Origin of the sequence: Rhodococcus sp. BP-332, assembly GCF_019836065.1 — a bacterium.
Classification (GTDB): domain Bacteria; phylum Actinomycetota; class Actinomycetes; order Mycobacteriales; family Mycobacteriaceae; genus Rhodococcoides.
In genome coordinates this window covers 144,019-166,909 of the sequence record NZ_JABUEC010000004.1, presented here as the reverse complement: position 1 = coordinate 166,909, position 22,891 = coordinate 144,019, and the positions used below count along the sequence as shown (strand labels likewise).

Below are 22,891 nucleotides of genomic sequence, written 5' to 3'. Positions count from 1 at the left end.
TTCGAATAGTGCAGGGTGTGTCGAGGCAGGCTGCGGGCACAGGTGTGGCGCAGTACGGAGGTGTGCGGCGTCAGCCGACGGTGGGTGGATCGATGGTCGAGCGGACCAGGTCGGCCTGCTCGCGGAGGAACGACGCGAAGTCGTCTCCGGTGAGCAGCGCGTCCCGCCACCCGTTCTGCGCCAGGATCTCCTGCCAGAGCGGCGACCCGACCAGTGCTGTGACGTCGGCGATCAGGCGGTCGACGCGCTCCGGTGGCAGTCCCGGCGGGGCGAGGATGCCGCGCCAGTTGTCGAAGTCGAGGTCGACTCCCTGCTCCCGCAGAGTGGGCGCGTCGATGCCGTCGACGCGCTCGGAGCTCGAGACGGCGAGCGCCCGGACCGTACCGGACGCGATCTGGTCCAGATATTCGCTGACGCCGGTGGTGGCGACGTCGACCTCGCCGGTCAACAGGGCCGGCAGCAACTCGCCGCCGCCGTCGAAGACGCGGTACTCGGATGCTCGCGGGTCGACACCGACGGTGCGGGCGAGCTGCGTCCGGAACAACCCGTCCGGCCCACCCTCCGCGGAGCCGCCGGCGAACTGCAGAGCCGCGGGATCCTGTCGCCAGGCGTTCGTGAGATCGGCCAGAGTCCGCAGCGGGGATGCTGCCGGCACCAGGACGACCTCGGGTTCGGTGACGAGTCGGGCGATCGGGGTGACGTCCGCGATCTCGTGATCGGACGGGGTGGTGGACAGTGCGCCCACCAGACCCAGCCCCATCACCAGCAGGAGTCGATCGTTGCCCTGTTCGAGAGCGAGACGATTGAGTCCCACGACACCACCCGATCCGGGTAGTACAAGGACGTCGTCCACCACGACGCCCTCCGCGGCCCAACCTCGGGCCAGACTGCGAGCGGTCAGGTCGTAACCGCCACCGGCGACCGACGGAGCGATGACACGAAGTCCCGGCTCCTCCGCCCCGGTCACCATGGCCGACACCCCCGCACTGCACGCGGTCGCCGTGCAGAGCACCGCGAGCAACGCTGCGAGAGCGCTGATGCGGAGGCGTCGGTTCATGGGCACGGTCTCACTGTGTCGGATCCTGTGACTGTGGTCACCCTTTGGTGCACAAACGGGATTGTGTTCATTGTGAGCGTCCGTAACGCACGCAGATGCACGAATTCCGCGCGCGCCCGGCGGTACGGTTCACCTCGTGATCGGGCGGCGACTGCGCATCTTCGGAACACGCCGCACCCTCTCGTCGCAACTGCTCGCACTGCAGCTTCTCATCATCGTCGCGGTGCTCGTCGTCATCAGCGGGTTGTCGCTGGCCCAGGCGTCGGCGACCTTCCAGCGCGAACAGGGTCTGCGCGTCCAGTCGGCTGCCGAGAACCTCGCCGCGAGTCCCACCGTGCGACAACTGCTCGCCTCCGCCCAGCCCCGCATTCGTACGGCGCTGCAGGGTGCAGTCGAGTCGGTGCGGGCCGTCTCGGGTCTGGACTACGCGCAACTGACCGACCCCGACGGCATCATCGTCGTCGCGACCGACCCGTCGCGGGTGGGACAGGAATCGGCGGCCGAGGGAGCGGGCGCGCGGACGGGCCGATCCTGGACCGGTCTCGCCGAGACGAGCGCCAACACCGCGGTGTCCCCCGACGCGTCCGTGCAGTCACAGGTCCCGGTGCTCGATGCCGACGGCCGCATCGTCGGTGTGGCGATCGTCGGCCGCGAGTACCCGTCGGTGTGGGAGCGCCTCGCGCAGGCGACCCCGGACCTCGTCATCTACCTTGCCGTGGCCTCCGTTCTGGGCGCCGTCGGGTCGATCCTGCTGGCCCGACGCGTCAAGCGGCAGACCATGGGAATGGAGGCCGGGGAGATCGTCGACCTGGTGCGCCAGCGGCAGGCGATGCTCGAGGGCCTCAAGGAGGCCGTGGTGGCGCTGGATCCGTCGGGTCGGGTGGTGCTGCTGAGTCGCAGCGCACACGACATGCTCGGCCTCGACGAGGACGGTGTGGGCCGGCGGGTGGAGGAGCTCGGACTCGACGACCGGGTCCTCGACGTCCTGCGTCACCCGAGCGACGACGGCGACCAGCTCGTCCTCACCGGAGATCGCATCCTCGTCTTCAACACGGTGCCGATCGAGGCGTCGGGACGGAAGGTGGCCACGGTGACCACGTTCCGTGACCGCACCGAACTGAGCGAGGTCCAGAGCAAACTCGACATCAGCCGCACCAGCTCGACGGCACTGCGGGAGCACATCCACGAGTTCGACAACCAGCTGCACACCATCTCGGGACTGGTCCAGCTCGGTGAGTACGACGAGGTGGAGCGGTACGTCGACGGCATCACCGAGCATCGTGAGCGCCTCACGTCCACCGTGACCGACCGCATCGACGATCTCGGGGTCGCGGCGCTGCTCATCGCCAAGATCGGCGCCGCCGCGGCCCGCTCGGTGACCGTGGCACTCGACGATGCCTCACATCTCCCGCGACTCGACGACGATGCCTCCCGAGACCTCTGCACCGTCGTCGGCAACCTCGTCGACAACGCTGTGGACGCAGTCCTCGAGAATCAGGCTGTGGACGCAGTCCTCGAGGGGCAGTCGGTGGACGCGGTGGTGCGCGTCCGGATCGTCGCGGACGCGGACGGGATCGAGGTCGAGGTGGCCGACAACGGCCCCGGAATCGGCACGGAGGATGCGGATCGCGTGTTCGAGCAGGGGTGGAGCACCAAGGGGACGTCGCTCGACGGGCACGGTTTCGGCCTCGCCCTCGTACGTGTCGTGTGCCGCCGACGCGGCGGTGAGGTCGGCGTGAGTGACAGAGTCGAGGACGGTACGCGGTGGACGGTCTTCCGGGCCGTCACCGGATCCGGGGGGAGGACGCGATGACACTCAGGGTGCTGGTGGTGGACGACGACTTCATGGTCGCGCGGGTGCACACCGGTTTCGTCACCAAGGTGGCCGGATTCGAGGTGTGCGGGGTGGCGCACACGGCGCAGGAAGCGCTGGAGAAGGTGGAGTCCACCCGTCCCGATCTGGTGCTGCTGGACGTCCATCTGCCCGGCGTCACCGGGCTCGATCTCATCGGCCCGTTCCGGGAGATCATCCCCGACCTCGACGTCCTGGTGATCACCAGCGAGCGCGAGGCCGAATCGGTGCGCAAGGCACTGCGCGCGGGCGCCGTGCACTACCTGATCAAGCCGTTCAAGTTCCAGGCACTGCAGGAGCGCCTCGAGCACTACCGCCGCACACGGGAGTCGCTGGCCGCGATCGACGAGGCGGAGCAGGACGCCGTCGACAAGGCGTTCGGCGTGCGCGGGACCGCGACGCGGCTCCCCAAGGGCCTGAGCGCCGAGACGCTGGCCATGGTCGAGCACCAACTGCGGGAGAATCCCGGCGAGACCTCGGCGAGCACGATGGCCGAGAGGACCGGGATGTCGCGGTCGAGCGCTCGCCGCTACCTGGAGTACCTCAGCGACGTCGACCGGGTGACCGTCTCGCTCGACTACGGCAACGTGGGGCGACCCGAGCGCCTCTATCGGCTCGAGCGCTAATTCATCACGTTGCGGCCGGACAGCGCACGGCCCAACGTGAGCTCGTCCGCGAACTCGAGGTCGCCGCCCATGGGCAGTCCGGAGGCCAGCCGGGTGACGGACAGGCCGGGGAAATCACGCATCATGCGCAGCAGGTAGGTGGCCGTCGCCTCCCCCTCGGTGTTGGGGTCGGTCGCGATGATCACCTCGGAGACGTCGACGCCGTCCTCCTGATTGCCGATACGGGTGAGCAACTCCCGGATGCGCAGCTGATCGGGACCGACCCCGCTCAGCGGATCCAGCGCGCCGCCCAGCACGTGGTATCTGCCCTTGAACTCGCGGGTGCGTTCGACGGCCTGCACGTCCTTGGGCTCCTCGACGACGCAGATCTTCGTCCGATCGCGGCGCGGGTCCGCACAGATGCGGCACAGTTCCTTGTCGGAGACGGTGCCGCAGACGATGCAGAACTGCACCCCGTCGCGGACGCGCTGCAACGCCTTCTGCAGGCGGTCGATCTCGGGCGCCTCGACCCCCAACAGATGAAAGGCGATGCGCTGCGCGCTCTTCGGTCCGACACCGGGAAGTTTGCCCAGCTCGTCGATCAGATCCTGGACCGGACCTTCGTACACGCTTCTCGACCCGGTTCTAGAAGCCGGGCAGGCCGGGGAGTCCGCCGCCGCCCAGGCCGGCGAGGGGACCGAGCTTCTGCGACGCGACCTCACCCGCGGCGCGGGACGCGTCGGCGATCGCACCGATGATCAGGTCCTGCAGGGTCTCGACGTCGTCGGGATCCACGACCTTGGGGTCGATGGTCAGACCGACCACCTCGCCGCTGCCCTTCACCGTCGCCACGACGAGACCGTTGCCGGCGCGGCCGGTGACCTCCGTCGCGGCGATCTCCGCCTGGGCTGCCATCAACTGCTGCTGCATCTGCTGGGCCTGCTGCAGCAGCTGGGACATGTCGGGCTGTTCACCGGGTTGCACGGCGGGTGTCCTTCCGAAGTGGTGACGAGATCGTGTCGGTCGAGCGTAGCCGCGTGCCTCACTCCACCTGGCGCGAGAGGTTCTGCAGGAGCTGCGCCTGAATCTTCTTCAGTCCGAGGGGCGCGAACGTCTTCTCGAAGAAGCCGCCGACACCGCCGGCGCCCGTCCACTCCGTGGTGGTGGTGACCGACGACCCGCTACCGCTCGGGGCGACGAGGTACGTGGTCACCATCGACGAGTTGGCGTCCTTCTCCGTGACGGTCGCGCCGGACACCGACACGGTCGCGAGCACGTTCCGCGAGCGCTTCTCGGTCGCCTGCAGGACCCAGCGAGCGACGGTGCCGTCGCCCTGGCCACCCTCGACGACCGCGAAGTCGCGGTACTGCTCGGGCAGGATGCGCGGACGCACCGTCTCGTAGTCGGACAGTGCCGCGAGGACCTTGTCGGGAGCCGCACTGATGGTGAGGGAACTGCTCGCGCTGACCTTGGCCATGACGGGGAGAACTCCTGATGTCGGGGTGGGACGGACGGTGACATTCATTGTTTCACGTCCACGCCCGGGCGAATCGAGCGCAACGATCGTGTGAAGTTTCCTCGTCGGGAGGCACCTTCCATAGCGTTGCGAACAACCTCCGTATAGCGTTCTCGCGTGGCTCAGACAGTCGATGCGGCGCTCGGGGGAGCGCGGGAACCCGGCGGGGGCGGCAACCGTCCGCACGAGATCGGACAAGCGGGACATCGGGCGGGTGTGGAACGGCTTCTGGCCAGTTACCGTGCCATTCCTCGGGACGCGACCGTCCGCCTGGCGAAGAAGACCTCCAACCTCTTCCGGGCCAGGCCGAAGAACTCCGCCCCCGGACTCGACGTCTCCGGGTTGGGAGGCGTCATCTCGGTCGACCCCGACGCCATGACCGCCGACGTGCAGGGAATGTGCACCTACGAGGACCTCGTCGACGCCACCCTGGCGTACGGGCTCGCTCCCCTGGTGGTGCCGCAGCTCAAGACCATCACGCTCGGCGGCGCGGTCACCGGCCTCGGCATCGAGTCGACGTCGTTCCGCAGCGGCCTTCCGCACGAGTCCGTCCTCGAGATCGACATTCTCGCCGGATCGGGTGACGTCGTCACGGCCACTCCCGACAACGAGTACGGCGACCTCTTCCGAGGGTTCCCCAACTCCTACGGCACCCTCGGCTACTCGACACGGTTGCGCATCGAACTCGAGCCCGTCCTTCCCTACGTCGCCCTGCGCCACGTCCGGTTCCACGACCTCGAGTCGGTGCAGACGGTCATGGCGCGCATCGTCGCGGAGCGGGAGTACGAGGGTGACCGCGTCGACTACCTCGACGGGGTGGTGTTCTCCGGGACCGAGGCCTATCTGACCCTGGGCCGGCAGACCGACGAGCCGGGACCGGTGAGCGACTACACCGACTCGGCGATCTTCTACCGGTCCATCCAGCACGACGGCACCGCACCGCGAACGGACCGCCTGACGGTGCGCGACTACCTGTGGCGGTGGGACACCGACTGGTTCTGGTGCTCGCGCGCCTTCGGTGCGCAGAACCCGCGCATCCGACGTCTCTGGCCGAAGAAGTACCTGCGCAGCAGCTTCTACTGGAAGCTGATCGCGCTCGACCAGAAGTACGACATCGCCGACCGTCTCGAGAAGCGCAAGGGCAACCCGATCCGCGAGCGCGTCGTGCAGGACATCGAGGTGCCGATCGAGAACACGGCCGCGTTCGTCTCGTGGTTCCTCGACGAGATCCCGATCGAGCCGTTGTGGCTGTGTCCCTTGCGACTTCGCGAACCCGACGGGTACGCCGACGCGCAGGACTCCGACGCAGGAGTACGCGGGTGGCCCCTCTATCCGCTCGAACCTCACCGCACCTACGTCAACGTCGGCTTCTGGTCGTCGGTGCCCGTGGTCCCCGGTGAACCCGACGGGGCAGCCAACCGTCGGATCGAGAAGAAGGTGACCGAGTTCGACGGTCACAAGTCCCTCTACTCGGACTCGTTCTACGACAGGGCCGAGTTCGATGCCCTCTACGGCGGTGACGGTTACCGCCGACTCAAAGAGAAGTACGACCCCGATTCGCGGTTGTTGGATCTGTATTCGAAGGCGGTGCATCGTCGATGACGACATTCAAGGATCAACGGAACCCCGGCCTGTCCGGCGGTTCCCCCAAACTCTCCATCGCCGAGATTCTCGAGCAGTTCACCGAAGGTGATCTGCCCGTTCGATTCTCGGCGTACGACGGCAGTACGGCCGGTGCCGAGGATTCCGAGTACGGGCTCAGGCTCACCTCACCCCGCGGCACCACCTACCTCGCGACCGCCCCCGGCGACCTGGGCATGGCTCGCGCCTACGTCTCGGGCGATCTGGAGATCGAGGGCGCCCACCCGGGTGACCCGTACGACGTGCTCCGGATGCTGGGCGACGACCTGCACTTCAAACGTCCGTCCGCGCGCGCACTGGCGACCGTCACCCGGTCTCTCGGATGGGAGTTGCTGCGTCCCATCGCTCCCCCGCCCCAGGAGTCCCTCCCACGCTGGCGTCGTATCGCCGAGGGGTTGCGGCACAGCAAGACTCGGGACGCCGAGAGCATCCACCACCACTACGACGTGTCGAACACGTTCTACGAGTACGTGCTCGGCCCGTCGATGACCTACACCTGCGCCGCCTACCCGACTCTCGAGGCGTCGCTCGAGGAGGCGCAGGAGAACAAGTACCGCCTGGTGTTCGAGAAGCTGAACCTGAAGGCGGGCGACCGACTGCTCGACATCGGTTGTGGCTGGGGCTCGATGGTGCGCTACGCGGCCCGTCGCGGCGTCCACGTCATCGGCGCCACGCTCTCGCGCGAGCAGGCAGAGTGGGCGCAGAACGCCATCGCCGCCGACGGTCTGAGCGATCTCGCGGAGGTGCGTCACAGCGACTACCGCGACATCGTCGAGGGCGACTTCGACGCCGTGTCGTCGATCGGCCTCACCGAGCACATCGGCGTCTCGAACTACCCGGCGTACTTCGAGTTCATCAAGGGCAAGCTGCGCCCGGGTGGCCGCGTCCTGAACCACTGCATCACCCGCCCGGACAACCGCTCGTCGGCGCGGGCCGGCGGCTTCATCGACCGCTACGTCTTCCCCGACGGCGAGCTGACGGGATCCGGCCGCATCATCACCGAGATGCAGGACGTGGGCCTCGAAGTGCGTCACGAGGAGAACCTGCGCGAGCACTACGCGATGACGCTCCGGGACTGGTGCCGCAACCTCGTCGACAACTGGGACGCCTGCGTCGCGGAGGTCGGTGAGGGCACCGCGCGCGTGTGGGGCCTCTACATGGCGGGCTCACGCCTGGGCTTCGAGCGCAACGTGGTCCAGCTGCACCAGGTACTCGCCGTCAAGCTCGACGAGAACAACGACGCGGGTCTTCCGTTGCGGCCCTGGTGGATCGGCTGATCCACTGACACGGACGCTGTCTCGGGTGTCGAATCACGGGGACTGTCGACACCCGAGTGGGTGCGACTCCACGAGAGGACACCCGAGATGGCGGATCAGTCGCAGCCCGGACGCGCACGGCGGGACAACTGGAACAACCAGGTACGTCGACACGCACTGATGAATCCCGCGGGCGTGGCGCTGCGGTTCGGTGGGACGACGCACACCTGGCGCGGCCTCTGCGATCGTGTCGACGCACTCGCCGGCGGGTTGGCCCACCGTGGCGTGACGGCCGGGGACCGGGTGCTGATCCTCATGCTCAACCGGCCCGAGTACATCGAATCGGTGCTCGCCATCAATGCCGTCGGTGCGATCGCCGTGCCCGTCAACTTTCGGATGAGCGCCCCGGAGATCACCTACCTCGCGCAGAACAGCGGCGCCGGCCTCATCGTCGTGGAGGACGCTCTGGTGCCGCTCGCCGCGGCGGTGGGCGTCGCGGACTCGATCGTGGTGGGCGGAGACGGGGACACCTACGAGGCTCTGATCCGCGAGGGCGCGCCCGCGCCGGACACCGACGTCCCGGACGACGCACCGGCTCTGATCATGTACACCTCGGGAACGACCGGCCGCCCCAAAGGTGCTGTGCTGTCTCATTCCAACATGCAGGCTCAGGCGCTGACCTGCATTCGCGCCCTGCAGATGTACGGAGTCGACGAGATCAACTTCTGTGCGTCACCGATGTTCCACATCGCCGCCCTGGGCAGCATCGCCCCCAGCCTCAAGCTCGGCATCCCGACCGTCGTCCACCCCGTCGGTGCGTTCGATCCGGCCGCGTTGCTCGACGTCCTCGAGGCCGAGGCGGTGACCACCCTGTTCCTCGTGCCGGTGCAGTGGCAGGCGGTCTGCGCGGAACAGGCGCGCCGCCCCAGGACGTTGTCGCTGCGAGTGATCTCGTGGGGTGCGGCGCCGGCGTCGGACACCGTCCTGCGGGCGATGTCGCAGACCTTCCCCGACGCCCTCACCGTGGCCGTCTTCGGTCAGACCGAGATGTCGCCGATCACCTGCGTCCTCGACGGCGGCGACGCACTCCGCAAACTCGGGTCCGTGGGACGCGTCGTCGCCACGGTGGAGGCTCGGGTCGTCGACGACGACATGGTCGACGTCCCGCGAGGTGACATCGGCGAGATCGTCTATCGCGGGCCGACGCTGATGCACGGGTACTGGGAGAACCCTGCCGCCACGTCGGACGCGTTCCACGGCGGCTGGTTCCATTCCGGCGACCTGGTGCGTCAGGACGAGGAGGGCTTCGTCTTCGTCGTCGACCGCAAGAAGGACATGATCATCTCCGGCGGCGAGAACATCTACTGCGCCGAGGTCGAGAACGTGCTGTTCTCCCACCCCCGAATCCTCGAAGCAGCAGTGATAGGCCGCCCGGACGACCGCTGGGGTGAGGTGCCCGTCGCCGTCGTCGCGCAGCGCGGCACCGACGAGCCGGACCTCACGCTTCCCGACCTCGTCGGCTGGCTGGACGGACGCCTCGCGCACTACAAGCACCCGCGCCACCTGGTGCTGGTGGAGGCGCTCCCCCGCAACGCCGGCGGCAAGGTCGTGAAGGTCGACCTGCGCAGGCGTTTCTCCGACTAGACCCCTCGGCGCCTGCTCACCACCACGATCGCCACTCCGACGATCAGGATGACGGGGCCGAGGATCGACCAGGTGGTCGTGTTGCTCATCGCACTGCCACCGATCACCCCGAATCCCTGGAGGCTGAACAGCAGGCCCATGACGGCGATCACGGCACCGATGACGGTGACAACGGGAGTCTTCACGTGTCGAACCTAGTCCCCTGATGCCGCGTCGGGCCCGTTCTCGTGACGAGACACATCGTCGCGACGGGACACACCACGGACGCCGCTCGACATGATGGACTGCTGTCCGTGACTTCTCTTCCCCGACGATTCTGTCCACCGGTCCTCGTCGCGTGCGTCGCACTCGCGTCGTCCGTCCTTCTCGTCCCTGCTCCCGCGTCCGCCGAGACGGCCGCGGGCACGGTGCTCTCCAGCACCGCGCTCGATCCCGCGCTGGCACCCGCCGGCGCCGCGGAGAGCTATGTGGTGCGCTACTCCACGCTGCGGACGGCCGAGCAGGCCGGGGAGTCGACGGGCACGGTGTTCGTGCCGACAGGCGATGCTCCCGCCGACGGATGGCCGGTCGTGTCCTACGCCCACGGCACCACCGGTGTCGCCGACTCGTGTGCACCGTCGGCGACGGGCACCGCGCAGTACGAGCGTCCGGCGATCGAGGCGTGGCTGGCCGCCGGCCACGCCGTGGTGGCCACCGACTACGCGGGCATGGGGACTCCGGGTGTGCACGCCTATCTGGACGGACCCGCCGCCGGTGCCAACGCGATCGACATCGTCCGCGCAGCACACACGATGCTCAGCGATCGGCTCTCGCCGGAATGGATCACCACCGGCCTGTCCCAGGGCGGCAACACGTCCTTCTTCACCGCCGCAGCGGCATCCACCCGCGCACCGGACCTCGACTTCCGCGGCGCCGTGTCCGTGGCCGGCCCGACGGGGCTCGACACCGTGCTCCCGCTGGTCGGTCCGGTTCTCCCGCCGGTCGTCCCCAGCGGCTTTCTCGGCTACGTCTTCTACACCCTCGCCGGACTGGCGGACCAGCGTCCGGAACTCGACGTCCGGCAGTACCTGACGCCGAAGGGCGTCGAGTATCTCGACGCTGCGACCACGCTGTGCGGCACCGAGTTCCGCGACTATCGCTCGGCGCACCCGGCCCAGTTCGGGGAGCTCCTCACGCGCCCGTTGACGCCGCTGGCCCCCGTGCTCGAGCAGATGCAGGCCGTCCCCGTCAGTGGCTACGACCGGCCGCTCCTCGTGACTCAGAGCCTCTCCGATCAGACAGTTCCGGCTCCGCTCATGTTCGTCCACACGGCCCGGATGACCGCTGCCGGTACGGACTTCCAGCTGGTCACCTTTCCGACGCCCGATCACATCGGCACCCTGATGGCCTCCATGCCCGCATCACTCGACTTCGCCGCGCGCGTCCTGAGCTGAGACGACGACAGCCCCACACCAGGAGGTGCGGGGCTGTCGTGTACTCGTGACTAGCGCAGAGACGCAGGCGGAGTGAACCGCTCGCCGTACTGCTTGGCCAGCTCCTCGGCACGGGCGACGAACGCCTCCTTGCCGATCGAGCCGTCCGCGGCCTCGTAGCCGACGACGTACTGGTGCACGCCACCGGTCCACGCCGGGAAGCCGATACCGAAAATCGAGCCGATGTTGGCGTCGGCCGTCGTGTTCAGCACGCCCTCGTCGAAGCACTTCTGCGTCTCGATCGCCTCGATGAAGAGCATGCGCTCCTTGAGGTCCTCGAACGACGACTCCGAGGTACCCGACTTGAAGGCGTCACGAAGACCCGACCAGAGGCCGGTGCGCTTGCCGTCGACGTACTCGTAGAAGCCGGCACCCTTGGCCTTCGACGGACGCTCGAACTCGTCGACCATCTTGTCGATGACCGCGCCCGCGGCATCCTCGGGAGGAGTTCCGCCGGCTGCGACGATCGCGTCGTAGGTCTCCTTGCGGATCTTCTGCATCAGCGTCAGCGTCAGCTCGTCGGAGAGCTGCAACGGCGGCGCCGGGTAGCCCGCCTGCAGACCGGCCTGCTCGATGGTCGCGGGCTCGACGCCCTCGCCCAGCATGGCGATGGCCTCGTTGATGAAGGTGCCGATCACGCGCGAGGTGAAGAAGCCACGGCTGTCGTTGACGACGATCGGGGTCTTCTTGATGGCCTGCACGAGGTCGAATGCTCTGGCCAGAGCGGCATCCGAGGTCTTGTCGCCACGGATGATCTCGACCAGCGGCATCTTGTCGACGGGCGAGAAGAAGTGAATACCGATGAAGTCTTCCTGGCGCTTCACACCCGTCGCGAGACCGGTGATGGGAAGCGTCGAGGTGTTCGAGCCGAGCAGCGAATCGGGAGCGACGAGGTCCTCGATCTCCTGGAAGACCTTGTGCTTGAGGTCCTGCGACTCGAAGACCGCCTCGATGACGAGGTCTGCACCCTCGACGTCCTTCGGATCGGCCGTCGGGTGGATACGCGCCAGCAGCGCGTCCGACTTCTCCTGCGTGGTCTTGCCGCGTGAGAGCGCCTTGGCCTCGATGGCCTCGGAGTACGCCTTGCCCTTGTCCGCGGACACCTGCTCGACGTCCTTGAGCACCACGTCGATTCCGGCCTTGGCACAGACGTAGGCGATGCCCGCGCCCATCATGCCGGCGCCGAGCACGGCGACCTTGGTGAACTGCGTCTTCTCGTAGCCGTCCGGGCGGGACTTGCCGGCATTGATCGCCTGCAGGTCGAAGAAGAATGCCTGGATCATGTTCTTCGACACCTGGCCGGTGACGAGCGACGTGAAGTAGCGCGACTCGATGGTGGACGCGTTGTCGAAGTCGACCTGCGCACCCTCCACCGCGGCGGACAGGATCGCGAGCGGTGCCGGCATCGGCGCGCCCTTGATCTGCTTGCGCAGGTTCGACGGGAACGCCGGAAGGATCTGCGCGAGCTTGGGATTGGAAGGCGTGCCGCCGGGGATCTTGTAGCCCTTGACGTCCCACGGGGCGACGCCGCCCTCGGGGTTGGCCTTGATCCATGCCTTCGCAGCGGGAACGAGTTCCTCGACGCTGCCGACGACCTCATGCACCAGACCGAGGTCGAGCGCCTTGGCCGGGCGGAATCGCGTGCCCTGGGACAGCACCGACATGAAGCCGTTCTGGATACCCATCATGCGGGTGATGCGGGTGACGCCGCCGCCGCCGGGCAGCAGGCCCAGCGACACCTCGGGCAGGCCGAGCTGGACACCGGGAACGTCCGCGACGATGCGGTGGTGCGTCGCCAGCGTGATCTCCAGGCCGCCACCGAGTGCGGCGCCGTTGATCGCGGACACGACAGGCTTGCCGAGCGTCTCGAGCCGACGCAGCTGCGACTTGACCGTCTGCACCTCGTCGAAGATCTGCTGGGCGTCGGCGGGGCCGGCCTTGATCATGTTCTTGAGATCGCCACCGGCGAAGAAGGTCTTCTTCGCCGAGGTGACGACGACACCGGTGATGGAGTCCTTCTCGGCCTCGAGGCGGTCGACCGTGGCGCCCATCGAGGTCTTGTAGAGCTCGTTCATCGTGTTGGCGCCCTGGTTCGGGTCGTCCATCGTCAGGGTGACGATGCCGTCGGCATCCTGGTCCCACTGAATCATGTTGTCACTCATGCTGTTCCTCAGACTCGCTCGATGATGGTGGCCACGCCCATGCCGCCGCCGATGCACAGGGTGATCAGTGCGTAGCGGCCGTTCCGACGCTCGAGCTCGTCGAGCACGGTGCCGGTGATCATGGCGCCCGTGGCACCGAGGGGGTGGCCCATCGCGATGGCGCCACCGTTGACGTTGAGCTTCTCGCCCGGGATCTTCAGGTCGCGCTGGAAGCGCAGGACCACGGAGGCGAATGCCTCGTTCAGCTCGAACAGGTCGATGTCGTCGACCGTCAGGCCGGCCGCGGCCAGCACCTTCTTCGACGCGGGCGTCGGCCCGGTCAGCATGATGGTGGTGTCGGCGCCGCTGGTGGCGGTCGCGACGACGCGAGCGCGCGGCGTCATGCCCATCGACTTGCCGGCGTCCTCGCTGCCGACGACGACCAGGGCCGCACCGTCGACGATGCCCGACGAGTTACCGCCGGTGTGGACGTGATCGATCTTCTCGATCCAGTGGTACTTCTGCAGCGCGACGTCGTCGAACCCGCCCATCGCGGCGATGCCCTCGAAGGCCGGCTTGAGCTTGCCGAGCGACTCGACGGTGGTGCCGGGGCGCATGTGCTCGTCACTGTCGAGGATCAGCAGACCGTTCTGGTCCGTGACCGGCACGACGGACTTGGTGAAGTAGCCACCCGACCATGCGGCTGCAGCGCGCTCCTGGGACTGCGCGGCGTACGCGTCGACGTCCTCACGGGTGAAGCCCTCGATCGTCGCGATGAGGTCGGCGCCGATGCCCTGGGGGGCGAAGTAGGTGTCGTAGTTGGTCTGCGGGTCCATGGCCCACGCGCCGCCGTCCGATCCCATGGGAACGCGGGACATCGACTCCACGCCACCGGCGATGACGAGCTCGTCCCAGCCCGACCGCACCTTCTGCGCGGCGAGGTTGACGGCTTCGAGGCCGGACGCGCAGAAACGGTTGAGCTGGAAGCCGCCGACCGTGTCGGGCATCTTCGCGGCGAGCACCGCGGTACGGGCGATGTCGGCACCCTGATCTCCCACGGGCGAGACGACGCCCAGGATCAGATCGGAGATGCGATCCTCGTCCATGTCGGGGAAACGACGGCGGAGCTCGTCGATCAACCCGGTGACCAGCGAGATCGGCTTGACCGAGTGCAGCGACCCGTTCTTGCCCTTACCTCGCGGTGTTCTGATGGCTTCGTAGATGTATGCCTCTGTGGTCACTGAACACAGTTCCTTCCGACGTGAGACTCGGGCAGCACGGTGCACTGGAGACACCGGCGCCCACGAGGACAGACCTCGACGCCATTCATCCTAGGCATGGAGCCGCGCTGCCGAAAGGACCGAAACGAGCGCGCACTGTGACACTCCTGCCGGTGTTTCACACCGTCAGCAGCAGGTCAGACGTCTTTCAGCGGGGTGGCACCCAGCTCGGACTGCAGCAGCTCGAGCGCGACCTCGTCCGGATCGCGACGCGTCGACGGATCGACCGGCTCCTTCGCCTGCTTCATGAGCTCTTCCTGCTCCTCCGGGCTCTCCGGGGGAGGTGGACCGTCGTACGGCGAGGGACCCGGGTCGTCCGGATAGTCGGGCTCCTCGGGCGGCGGGGGGATGTCGTCGTCGGACGGGCGCGAGGGCGTCGACCGCGCCGGGGCGCTGCCGGACTGCGCCGGCCGTGCCGGCTCCGGGGTGGGCGCCGACCTGCTCGGGCGCGAGAACCGAGGGCCGGTGGACGCCGGGCGCTCGGCCGGGGCGGATGCCGGCGCCGGTGCCGCCGACCGGGCGGTGCCGTCGCCCGCCTCGCAGACCACGGTCCACTCGACGCCGAAGACGTCACGCAGCGCGTCCTTGATGACCTCGGCGTTGCGGGGCTCGACCAGCCTCTTGGCCAGCGGTACCGAGTCGTGAGCCAACACGATCGCCCCGTCCCCGACGGACTTCACGGTGGCGCCCGAGAGCATCACCTCGACGGTGCGGCTGCGCTCCCGCACCTTCGTCCGCACCTCGGACCAGACGGCGCGCACGTCCGCGGCATCCGGACCCTCCGCCGCGGCGGGACTCGGCGCGGCGGGCTCGGGTGCTGTCTCGGGGGCGGTCTCTGCCGGCTCGGGTGCCCTCTCGGCGGGCTCGGGTGTCGTCGGTTCGGCGGCCGGGGGTTCCACGGCTACGGGGGTCGGCTCGGGTTCAGGGGTCGGCTCGGGCTCAGGGGTGGCCGGCTGCGCTGCGGGCGGCTGCGCTGCGGCCGGTTCGGGGCGCGCAGGTTCGGGGCGCGCAGGTTCGGGGCGCGCAGGTTCGGGTGTGACCGGTTCCGGTGCAGCGACTCTGGCTGCGGGGGCGTCGACGACGGGCGCGGGAGCGGCGGCCGGCTCGGCCGCCCGCTCGGACGGACGGCGGTACGTCTGCTGCTGCGCCGCCGCCTCGAGGCGGTCGTGCTGATGTTCGGCCTCGACCGCAGCGGCCTCGCCTGCGGGCAGGGTCACGTCGAGGCGCCGTTCGAGTCGCTCCAACCGTTGCAGCACAGCACTTTCCGCATCGGACGCCGCCGGCAGCAGCATCCGCGCACACATGACCTCCAGCAACAGCCGGGGAGCCGTGGCGCCGCGCATCTCACCGAGTCCGGCGTGCACCGTCTCCGCGAATCGGGCCAGCGTGGCCGGGCCGATGCGCTCCGCCTCGTCGCGCATCCGCTCGAGCATGTCGGCGGGGGCGTCGACGAGTCCGCGCTCCCCCGCATCGGGGACTGCACGCATGAGGATGAGGTCGCGCAGCCGATCGAGCAGGTCCACCGCGAACCGGCGGGGATCGTGGCCCGCGTCCATGACCTTCTCGACGGTGCCGAACAGAGCGGCACCGTCCCGGGCGGCCAGTGCGTCGACGGCCTCGTCGATCAGCGCGACGTCGGTGACGCCGAGCAGAGTGAGTGCGCGGGTGTACTGCACACCCTCGTCACCTGCACCGGCGAGCAGCTGGTCCAGCACGCTGAGGGTGTCGCGCGGGGAGCCACCACCGGCACGAATGACCAACGGGTACACCGCATCCTGCACGGTGACCTTCTCCTCCGCACAGATGCGCTCCATCAGACCGCGCATGGCGAGCGGAGGCAGCAACCGGAAGGGGTAGTGATGGGTGCGGCTGCGGATGGTCGGCAGCACCTTCTCCGGCTCCGTGGTCGCGAACACGAAGATCAGGTGCTCGGGCGGCTCCTCCACGATCTTGAGCAGCGCATTGAAGCCCGCCGTCGTGACCATGTGGGCCTCGTCCACGATGAAGACGCGGTAGCGCGATTCCGCAGGCGCGTAGAACGCGCGGTCACGCAGCTCACGGGTGTCGTCCACGCCGCCGTGGCTGGCCGCGTCGAGCTCGATGACGTCGAGGTTGCCCGGGCCGCCGGGAGCGAGCGCGACACACGAGCCGCACACTCCGCACGGCGTCGACGTCGGACCCTGGACGCAGTTGAGCGACCGCGCCAGGATGCGTGCGGACGACGTCTTGCCACACCCGCGAGGGCCGGAGAAGAGGTAGGCGTGATTGATGCGCTTCGAGTCCAGTGCGACGGACAGAGGCTCGGTGACATGCTCCTGCCCGACCACTTCCGCGAACGTCGCTGGACGGTACTTCCGGTACAGGGCCACGCGAGAGAGAGTACCGACGTCGACCGACAGAACGGTCGGCGGGAACCTACGATCCTGCGCTCTCCTTGGCGGCCCGCTTGGCCGCCTTCTTGAACTCGCGCACCTCGCCCAGACTGGTCGCGTCGACCACGTCGGCGATGGATCGTCGGGAGCCGTCGTCGCCGTACGATCCGGCGGCGTCGCGCCACCCGGCCGGCTCCACACCCATCTGCTTGCCCAGCAGAGCCAGGAAGATGCGCGCCTTCTGATCGCCGTACCCGGGCAGCGCCTTCAGTCGCTTCAGCACTTCTCTGCCGTCCGGGTCGCCGTCCGTCCAGATGGCGTCGGCGCGGCCGTCCCACTCGTCGACGATGTACGAGCACATCGACTGGATCCGCTTGCCCATCGACCCGGGGAACCGGTGCACCGCGGGTGGGGTGGAGCAGATCGCGAGGAAGTCGTCCTCCGGCATCTCGGCGATCGCGCGGACGTCGAGCGACCCGATGCGATCCACCAGCTTCTTCGGACCGGCGAACGCCGACTCCATCGGTACCTGCTGATCGAGCAACATCCCGATCAGCAGCGCGAGCGGGTCGGAGGCGAGCAGGGCGTCGGCGTCGGGATCCCCCACCAGGTTCAGCGTCGTGGCCATGGCGTCATTCTTTCACGCGGACAGCGCAGCACGAATGCGCTGCGCCAGCCGACCGTCGACGAGGTCCGCCCACGTCCACCGCACGACGATCCACCCGGCGGCACGCAGAGCGTCCTCCCGGAGCTTCTCGGCGACCATCACGCTCTCGGTCGCCTCGCCCCCACCGGTGTACTTCACCATCCCGTCGAACTCACCGAGCACGCGCTGGTCCTCCCACAGGAAGTCCGGCCGATACGTGCGCCCGTCGATCACGATCTCGATCTGCAGCTCGGGCGCGGGGAGCCCGTGCCGATCGAGGTACACCCGACTGCGCGATTCGCCGACGCTCTCGCTACGACCGTCCAAGAATGCGGCGGCACGTCGAGCGCCCGCGACGCCGCGCCGACGGCCACACCCGCGGATGGCCTCGGTGATGTCGTCGATCGATGTCGGAGTGCATGCCAGCGCCGAATCGCCAACGCACACAGCGGCTTCGAAGCTCGAGGCGCACGCAAGATCCGCTACGGTCCGCGCCGCGGAGGTCACTCTCGCACCGTCACGCATCACCACGTCCACATCGGCGAGTGGATGCGTGTGGAGGTGCCGTACCGCGTCGACACGTCCGCCGGTCGGCCTGTCGACCGTCAGGTGCACCAGCGGTGGCGGTCCCTGCCACAACGACATGCCCCACGCCAGCGCGGCCGACTCGTGGCTGAGCGTGAGACCCGGTCCGCCTGCGGCCAGGGCTGCCCGGGCTGCGAGAAGGTGTCGAGCCTCCGGCGCGGAGTCGGTGAAACGCCGCTTGTCGACGAAACACCCCCGCCGCACGGCCACGATGGACCCGGACCTGCGTGCACTGCGGATCTCGGCGTCGGACACACCTCGGCCGAGAAGATCCGCGCGCCGGATCAGTTCTGCGGCTCCGCCCTCGTCGCTCATGTGACGATCGTGGCCGAGATCCAGGAATGCTGCTCATGGCCATCCACAGGCGTCGAACCGTCACCGGTTTCCGCAACTCACAGGGGTTGCAGCCGGTGAAACCTGCCGGAATCGGTGTGAGAACCCGACCGAACTACGACCCGAGCAGCTTCTCCGTCGCGGCCAGCAGCACGCAGGTGGCCACGCCGTCCATCGCCGCGGACAACTCGTCGGTGGACGGGAAGCTGGGGGCGAGGCGGATGTTCCGGTCGTCGGGATCGCGCTTGTACGGGAAGGCGGAGCCGGCGCCGGTGAGGGCGATGCCGGCGTCCTTCGCCAGGGAGATGGTGCGCGCTGCGGTGCCGTCGAGCACGTCCAGGCTGACGAAGTAGCCACCGTCGGGCTCGGTCCACGATGCGACCTTCGAGGCACCGAGCCTGTCGTCGAGGATTTCCTGGACCATCGCGAACTTCGGCGCGAGGATCTCGCGATGCTTCGCCATGTGTGCGCGCACACCGTCGGCATCACCGAAGAAGCGCAGGTGGCGGAGCTGATTGAGCTTGTCGGGGCCGATGCTCTTCTTGCCGTAGTGGCCCAGGTACCAGTCGAGGTTCGCCGACGACGAACCGAGGAAGCTGACGCCGGCACCGGCGTAGGTGATCTTCGACGTGGACGCGAAGACGTACGGACGGTTCGGGTGACCGGCATCCGCTGCCAGGCTCAGCACGTCGTACGCGGGCGGGAACTCGTCTGCCAGCGGATGTACCGCGTAGGCGTTGTCCCAGAACAGCCGATAGTCGGCGGCCGCGGTGGGCATCGTCGCGAGAGCGCGGGTGACCTCCTCCGAGTACACCGCGCCCGTGGGGTTCGCGTAGTTCGGCACGCACCACATGCCCTTGATCTGCGGATCGCCCGAGACCAGCCGCTCGACCTCGGCGACGTCGGGGCCGTCCTCGTTCATCGTCACCGGGATCATCTCGATGCCGTAGCTCTCGGTGATGGCGAAGTGCCGGTCGTAACCGGGGCTCGGGCACAGGAAGCGGACGACGGGTTCGGCCGACCACGGACGCACCGAGTCGACGGTGCCGTGCAGCAGCCCCCACACCACGAGGTCGTGCATGATCTCGAGGCTCGCGTTGTTTCCCGCGATCAGGTTCGCGGCCGGGATGTTCAGTAGCTCACCGAAGATGGCGCGCAGCTCGGGCAGACCCTGCAGTCCGCCGTAGTTGCGGCAGTCGGTGCCCTTGCCGTCCCGGTAGTCCTCACCGGGCAGGGTGAGCAGGCCGGCCGCGAGATCGAGCTGCTCGGGTGACGGCTTGCCGCGGGTGAGGTCCAGCGAGAGTCCGCGTGCGACCAGTGCCTCGTACTCGGCGGTGCGCTTCTCGTGCTCCGCGGCCATCTCGTCGGGGTTCATCAGTCCGAGTTGAGCTTGGCCGGTCATGGCGAGGAGGGCCTTTCGAGGCGACTGCGCGTGGCGGGAAGTTAAGGGGACCCCGCGCACCCGGCAGAGCCCGTTGACCCTTGCTGCCTTCCGGCCCTGGGGGAGTTCACAGGATGCGCGCCGCGCGGGATCCGTGGACGAGTCTAGCCACATCCCCCGCGCACCACCGAACCGACCCGATTCGTCTCAACGGGGGTGTCGCCGGTAAGGTAGCCGACGGAGGATTCGCCTAGTGGCCTATGGCGCTCGCCTGGAACGCGGGTTGGGTTAACGCCCTCAGGGGTTCAAATCCCCTATCCTCCGCAGAGAAAGACCCCCGTGCACTGCACGGGGGTCTTCTTCGTTCTCACTCTCTGTCCAGCACCCAGGTCACGGGAGCCGGGTCGAGCCCTTCCACGACGCCGGCCGCCCACGCCTCGGCCGTCGACACGTCCTCGTGCTCGGCGGTGGCCAGGATGGAGTCGTCGCTGGTGTCTCTCACTCGATAGGTCGGCATGGCTCACGAATGCCACGCGGCGGCCGGGGACAAACTCAGAACAGTGCTTCCTGCATGGCGGGCAGCGCGGTGTCGAACTCGCCCCACTCGATGCGGCGGCCCCGCAGTCGGGCCAGGTCGGCGACGTAGACGGCATCCGGATCCTCCGCCACCGTCGCGCCGACGGCGGAACCGATGCACCACTGCACGGTCAGGCCGTGCGCACCGACGGCAGTGTCCAGCGGATAGGCCGTGCGCCGACCCGTGAAGGCCGCCTCTCGGCCCGCGGGCGGCTCCCACTGCTCGTCGACGACACGGAAGTCGTCGTCGGAGAAGTCGGGACCGAGGTCGGCGAGCACCTCGCGCGCCAGTGTCGCCGCGTCGGCGTTCGATCGGTCGAGGCGGGCGAGGTCGATCGGGCGGGTCAACCCCGCCGCCTTGGCTGCGGCGCGCACGGCCTGGCGCAGACCGGCAGTGTCGGTCATCGCGTCCTCGAGGTGCCGCACCACGCGTCCGTCGACCGCCCGTGCGACGTAGCGTCCGACCACAGCGCCCTGCTCGGTGAGCCGTCCCCATTTCCGAGGATCCGCCGCCGTTCCCACCTTGTCCGTCCCGTCGGCGAAGGTCGCGACGTAGAGCCAGTGCGGTTGCATCACGACGCTCTCGAGCCCCTTCGACAGGAAGTCCTGCCGGTGGACTATGTGGACGAACCGGTACGGATCCGCCGCGACACAGGCGTCGCAGTGCACCCCGGAGGTGGCGCGCGCACCGTTCGGGCAGGCCACGGGACGGCCGTCCTCGGCGCGGCGACCGATGCACCAGAGCACACCCGGCGCGTCGAGCGCGCGGTATCGCAGTGCGGACGACAGCACCGGCCGGGACGTCACCTCGCCGGTGTCCGTGTCGGTGACTCCGAGCAGCGGCTCCCCGCGTGGCCACCCGACACCGCGCACGACCAGGGCCATCGCGACTCCTCTCCACCTGGCAGCATTCCCGGGATGAGCACACCCGGACCCGTCGGATCCCTCTACCGCCGAGTGACGACGCGCAGGGCCGGCGTGCTGCCCCCGCACCGCGCCACCCGACGTCTCTCGGCCTACGTTTACGGAAACGTGCTGGTGATGACCGTGGTGGTCGCCGCCAGTCCGTCGTCCATCGCGAACGGTACGGCGGCGTTGTTGGTGATCGGCACCACGCTCACCACCTTCCTCGCCCACATCTTCGCGGACGCCGTCGCGGCCGGCACCGTCGACGACGACACCGTCGACTGGCGCGAGGAGTTGCGGGACTCGCTGCCGATCGCCTCCTCGGGCGTCGCGCCGTCGTTGCTGCTGGCGCTGGCGTGGCTCGAGATCCTGCCCGGCGCACTCGCGCAGGGGCTCGCGGGTGGTCTGGTGACGTTGCGTATCGCGTCGATCCCGGTGGTCGCCGAGCGTCTGCGCGGCCGCGGACTGTCGTTTCGCCTGGTCCTGGCCGGTATCGCCACCGCAGTGCTGGCCGCGATCGTCGTGGCGGTGAAGGTGTATCTGACGCACTGATCGCGTCGTTCGCCACCGAAACCTCTTGTGACCGACACCGCCGCCGGGCAGTGAATGTCTGGGATCACATGCTCGCGGAACGGCTCCCCGCCGCCCACCAGCGTGCACACTGGAGCGGTAGTACAACGGAGGGATCTCCCATGGCGGCACTCGATACCGCACAGCCGGACATGCAGACACTCAGTCTGCACGGCAACGAACTGAAGTACCTGGACATCGGACACGGCCCCGCGGTCATCCTGATCCACGGGCTGCTGGGCTCCCATCACAACTGGGAACCGCAGATCGACACCCTGTCGCAGCGGTACCGCGTCATCGTGCCGGACCTGTTCGGCCACGGTGAATCGGACAAGCCCGCCGGGGACTACTCCATCAGTTCCCACGCCGCGACGGTGCGCGACCTGCTGCACAGCCTGGACATCACGTCGGCGACGTTCGTGGGCCACTCGCTCGGCGGTGGCATCGCGATGCAGACGCTGTACCTGTTCCCCGAGTTGGTCGAGCGCATGGTGCTCATCGCCAGCGGCGGACTCGGCCCCGAGGTGAGCCCGCTCCTGCGTGCGGCCACCCTGCCGGGCAGCGAATTCGTTCTCCCGCTGATGGCGAACCGCACCGTGCGGGGCCTCACCGATCTCGCGATCGATCGGCTCGACAAGCTGGGACTCCCCCTGATGAGCGCCAGTTCCTCCGAGGCGTGGCGCAGCTTCGGGTCGGTCCAGGACGCCGGCACCCGCCGCGCGTTCCTCGCGACCGCCCGCTCCGTCATCAGCTTCCGCGGTCAGACCATCAGTGCGACACCGCACTTCGCCAACTTCCCCAACATCCAGGCGATGCTGGTCTGGGGTGCGCGCGACAGCATCATCCCCAACTCGCACACCGAGAACGCTCGGGCCGAGTTGCCGCACGGCCGCGTCGAGATCTTCGAGAGGGCAGGGCATTTCCCGCATCTCGACAATCCCGACCGCTTCGACCGCATCTTCACCGAGTTCATGCGTGACTGCGAGGCCGGTGCCTCGCGTCCGCACCTCGTCGCCGAGGCCTGACACACACACGAACGCGCCCTCTCCCGTCATGCG

General features: G+C 68.4%; 21 protein-coding genes, 1 tRNA gene and 1 other RNA gene. 9 read left to right on the top strand and 14 right to left on the bottom strand.

Translation table 11 applies throughout. The annotated features are described in order from the left end of the window. Nucleotides 1-70: 70 nt before the first annotated feature. Nucleotides 71-1,057 (bottom strand): tripartite tricarboxylate transporter substrate binding protein, encoded by a 987-nt coding sequence (locus HQ314_RS16010; protein ID WP_222650817.1) that lies wholly within the window; start codon nucleotides 1,055-1,057, stop codon nucleotides 71-73. Nucleotides 1,058-1,193: 136 nt separating this feature from the next. Between HQ314_RS16010 and HQ314_RS16005 the strand changes: the two genes are divergently transcribed. After that, nucleotides 1,194-2,870 (top strand): ATP-binding protein, encoded by a 1,677-nt coding sequence (locus tag HQ314_RS16005; RefSeq protein WP_308119441.1) that lies wholly within the window; start codon nucleotides 1,194-1,196, stop codon nucleotides 2,868-2,870. Beyond that, entirely contained in the window at nucleotides 2,867-3,535 is a 669-nt protein-coding gene (locus tag HQ314_RS16000) for a response regulator (RefSeq protein WP_056444251.1), read from the top strand. Before HQ314_RS16005 ends, HQ314_RS16000 begins: the two co-directional genes overlap by 4 nt. Here the strand turns inward: HQ314_RS16000 and recR are convergent. Genes recR through HQ314_RS15985 form a run of 3 tightly spaced genes read right to left on the bottom strand, consistent with a single transcriptional unit; the run spans nucleotide 3,532 to nucleotide 4,991 of the window. Next, the gene (recR, locus tag HQ314_RS15995; protein WP_027506637.1) at nucleotides 3,532-4,143 is read right to left on the bottom strand and encodes a recombination mediator RecR; all 612 of its coding nucleotides are present in this window, start codon (nucleotides 4,141-4,143) and stop codon (nucleotides 3,532-3,534) included. The two genes, HQ314_RS16000 and recR, sit on opposite strands and share 4 nt — an antisense overlap. A gap of 16 nt (nucleotides 4,144-4,159) precedes the next feature. Further along, nucleotides 4,160-4,498 (bottom strand): YbaB/EbfC family nucleoid-associated protein, encoded by a 339-nt coding sequence (locus tag HQ314_RS15990; protein WP_204869622.1) that lies wholly within the window; start codon nucleotides 4,496-4,498, stop codon nucleotides 4,160-4,162. Between the two features lie 58 nt (nucleotides 4,499-4,556). Next, nucleotides 4,557-4,991 (bottom strand): SRPBCC family protein, encoded by a 435-nt coding sequence (locus HQ314_RS15985; protein WP_027506635.1) that lies wholly within the window; start codon nucleotides 4,989-4,991, stop codon nucleotides 4,557-4,559. Between the two features lie 228 nt (nucleotides 4,992-5,219). Here HQ314_RS15985 and HQ314_RS15980 point away from each other — a divergent pair, with 228 nt between their 5' ends. The 3 genes from HQ314_RS15980 (at nucleotide 5,220) to fadD5 (ending at nucleotide 9,571) form a co-directional block, all read left to right on the top strand. After that, complete coding sequence (locus tag HQ314_RS15980; RefSeq protein ID WP_222650815.1) at nucleotides 5,220-6,632, top strand: FAD-binding oxidoreductase; 1,413 nt, start codon at nucleotides 5,220-5,222, stop codon at nucleotides 6,630-6,632. Further along, nucleotides 6,629-7,948, top strand: coding sequence for a class I SAM-dependent methyltransferase (locus HQ314_RS15975; RefSeq protein ID WP_027506633.1), 1,320 nt, complete (start codon nucleotides 6,629-6,631; stop codon nucleotides 7,946-7,948). The genes HQ314_RS15980 and HQ314_RS15975 overlap by 4 nt, the downstream gene beginning before the upstream one ends. An 87-nt stretch (nucleotides 7,949-8,035) precedes the next feature. After that, nucleotides 8,036-9,571, top strand: a complete 1,536-nt coding sequence (gene fadD5 / locus HQ314_RS15970; RefSeq protein ID WP_222650588.1) for a fatty-acid--CoA ligase FadD5 — start codon at nucleotides 8,036-8,038, stop codon at nucleotides 9,569-9,571. Here fadD5 and HQ314_RS15965 read toward each other — a convergent pair. Beyond that, a complete protein-coding gene (locus tag HQ314_RS15965; protein WP_027506631.1) occupies nucleotides 9,568-9,756 on the bottom strand; it encodes a hypothetical protein in 189 nt (62 codons plus the stop codon). The two genes, fadD5 and HQ314_RS15965, sit on opposite strands and share 4 nt — an antisense overlap. 108 nt (nucleotides 9,757-9,864) lie before the next feature. Between HQ314_RS15965 and HQ314_RS15960 the strand changes: the two genes are divergently transcribed. Further along, on the top strand, nucleotides 9,865-11,004 hold the full coding sequence (locus HQ314_RS15960; RefSeq protein WP_222650587.1) for a lipase family protein: 1,140 nt from the start codon (nucleotides 9,865-9,867) through the stop codon (nucleotides 11,002-11,004). Nucleotides 11,005-11,054: 50 nt separating this feature from the next. Here the strand turns inward: HQ314_RS15960 and HQ314_RS15955 are convergent, their stop codons facing one another. The 7 genes from HQ314_RS15955 to ffs all read right to left on the bottom strand — a co-directional run bounded on the left by HQ314_RS15955 (nucleotide 11,055) and on the right by ffs (nucleotide 19,938). Continuing rightward, nucleotides 11,055-13,205 carry a 3-hydroxyacyl-CoA dehydrogenase NAD-binding domain-containing protein gene (locus HQ314_RS15955; RefSeq protein ID WP_222650586.1) on the bottom strand — a complete coding sequence of 717 codons (2,151 nt, stop codon included), beginning with the start codon at nucleotides 13,203-13,205 and terminating at the stop codon, nucleotides 11,055-11,057. A gap of 8 nt (nucleotides 13,206-13,213) precedes the next feature. After that, a complete protein-coding gene (locus HQ314_RS15950) occupies nucleotides 13,214-14,425 on the bottom strand; it encodes an acetyl-CoA C-acetyltransferase (protein WP_027506628.1) in 1,212 nt (403 codons plus the stop codon). A 176-nt stretch (nucleotides 14,426-14,601) separates the two neighbouring features. Next, nucleotides 14,602-16,833, bottom strand: a complete 2,232-nt coding sequence (locus HQ314_RS15945) for a DNA polymerase III subunit gamma and tau (protein ID WP_222650585.1) — start codon at nucleotides 16,831-16,833, stop codon at nucleotides 14,602-14,604. A 46-nt stretch (nucleotides 16,834-16,879) separates the two neighbouring features. After that, nucleotides 16,880-17,464, bottom strand: a complete 585-nt coding sequence (locus tag HQ314_RS15940) for an HhH-GPD-type base excision DNA repair protein (protein ID WP_222650584.1) — start codon at nucleotides 17,462-17,464, stop codon at nucleotides 16,880-16,882. Nucleotides 17,465-17,476: 12 nt separating this feature from the next. Then, nucleotides 17,477-18,382, bottom strand: a complete 906-nt coding sequence (locus HQ314_RS15935) for a type IV toxin-antitoxin system AbiEi family antitoxin domain-containing protein (RefSeq protein WP_222650583.1) — start codon at nucleotides 18,380-18,382, stop codon at nucleotides 17,477-17,479. A gap of 133 nt (nucleotides 18,383-18,515) precedes the next feature. Then, entirely contained in the window at nucleotides 18,516-19,802 is a 1,287-nt protein-coding gene (locus HQ314_RS15930; protein WP_222650582.1) for an aminotransferase class I/II-fold pyridoxal phosphate-dependent enzyme, read from the bottom strand. 41 nt (nucleotides 19,803-19,843) lie between these two features. Then, nucleotides 19,844-19,938: signal recognition particle sRNA small type (ffs, locus tag HQ314_RS15925), an RNA gene on the bottom strand. A gap of 82 nt (nucleotides 19,939-20,020) precedes the next feature. Here ffs and HQ314_RS15920 point away from each other — a divergent pair. Then, nucleotides 20,021-20,105: transfer RNA gene (locus HQ314_RS15920), tRNA-Ser, on the top strand. A gap of 43 nt (nucleotides 20,106-20,148) precedes the next feature. Here the strand turns inward: HQ314_RS15920 and HQ314_RS21480 are convergent. Next, a complete protein-coding gene (locus HQ314_RS21480; protein ID WP_261770337.1) occupies nucleotides 20,149-20,283 on the bottom strand; it encodes a hypothetical protein in 135 nt (44 codons plus the stop codon). 50 nt (nucleotides 20,284-20,333) lie between these two features. Beyond that, entirely contained in the window at nucleotides 20,334-21,242 is a 909-nt protein-coding gene (locus HQ314_RS15915) for a DUF2797 domain-containing protein (RefSeq protein WP_261770338.1), read from the bottom strand. Nucleotides 21,243-21,275: 33 nt separating this feature from the next. Between HQ314_RS15915 and HQ314_RS15910 the strand changes: the two genes are divergently transcribed. Further along, the gene (locus tag HQ314_RS15910; protein WP_222650581.1) at nucleotides 21,276-21,815 is read left to right on the top strand and encodes a hypothetical protein; all 540 of its coding nucleotides are present in this window, start codon (nucleotides 21,276-21,278) and stop codon (nucleotides 21,813-21,815) included. 140 nt (nucleotides 21,816-21,955) lie between these two features. Continuing rightward, entirely contained in the window at nucleotides 21,956-22,858 is a 903-nt protein-coding gene (locus tag HQ314_RS15905; protein WP_027506623.1) for an alpha/beta fold hydrolase, read from the top strand. Nucleotides 22,859-22,891 lie beyond the last annotated feature (33 nt).

Bases quoted from the DNA above. Each gene is read 5' to 3' on its own strand.
- HQ314_RS16010 (WP_222650817.1), bottom strand. From the start codon at position 1,057: ATGAACCGACGCCTCCGCATCAGCGCTCTCGCAGCGTTGCTCGCGGTG.
- HQ314_RS15955 (WP_222650586.1), bottom strand. From the start codon at position 13,205: ATGAGTGACAACATGATTCAGTGGGACCAGGATGCCGACGGCATCGTC.
- HQ314_RS15930 (WP_222650582.1), bottom strand. From the start codon at position 19,802: ATGACCGGCCAAGCTCAACTCGGACTGATGAACCCCGACGAGATGGCC.
- HQ314_RS15910 (WP_222650581.1), top strand. From the start codon at position 21,276: ATGAGCACACCCGGACCCGTCGGATCCCTCTACCGCCGAGTGACGACG.
- HQ314_RS15905 (WP_027506623.1), top strand. From the start codon at position 21,956: ATGGCGGCACTCGATACCGCACAGCCGGACATGCAGACACTCAGTCTG.
- HQ314_RS15985 (WP_027506635.1), bottom strand. From the start codon at position 4,991: ATGGCCAAGGTCAGCGCGAGCAGTTCCCTCACCATCAGTGCGGCTCCC.
- HQ314_RS15940 (WP_222650584.1), bottom strand. From the start codon at position 17,464: ATGGCCACGACGCTGAACCTGGTGGGGGATCCCGACGCCGACGCCCTG.
- HQ314_RS15915 (WP_261770338.1), bottom strand. From the start codon at position 21,242: ATGGCCCTGGTCGTGCGCGGTGTCGGGTGGCCACGCGGGGAGCCGCTG.
- HQ314_RS16000 (WP_056444251.1), top strand. From the start codon at position 2,867: ATGACACTCAGGGTGCTGGTGGTGGACGACGACTTCATGGTCGCGCGG.
- HQ314_RS15935 (WP_222650583.1), bottom strand. From the start codon at position 18,382: ATGAGCGACGAGGGCGGAGCCGCAGAACTGATCCGGCGCGCGGATCTT.
- HQ314_RS15975 (WP_027506633.1), top strand. From the start codon at position 6,629: ATGACGACATTCAAGGATCAACGGAACCCCGGCCTGTCCGGCGGTTCC.
- fadD5 (WP_222650588.1), top strand. From the start codon at position 8,036: ATGGCGGATCAGTCGCAGCCCGGACGCGCACGGCGGGACAACTGGAAC.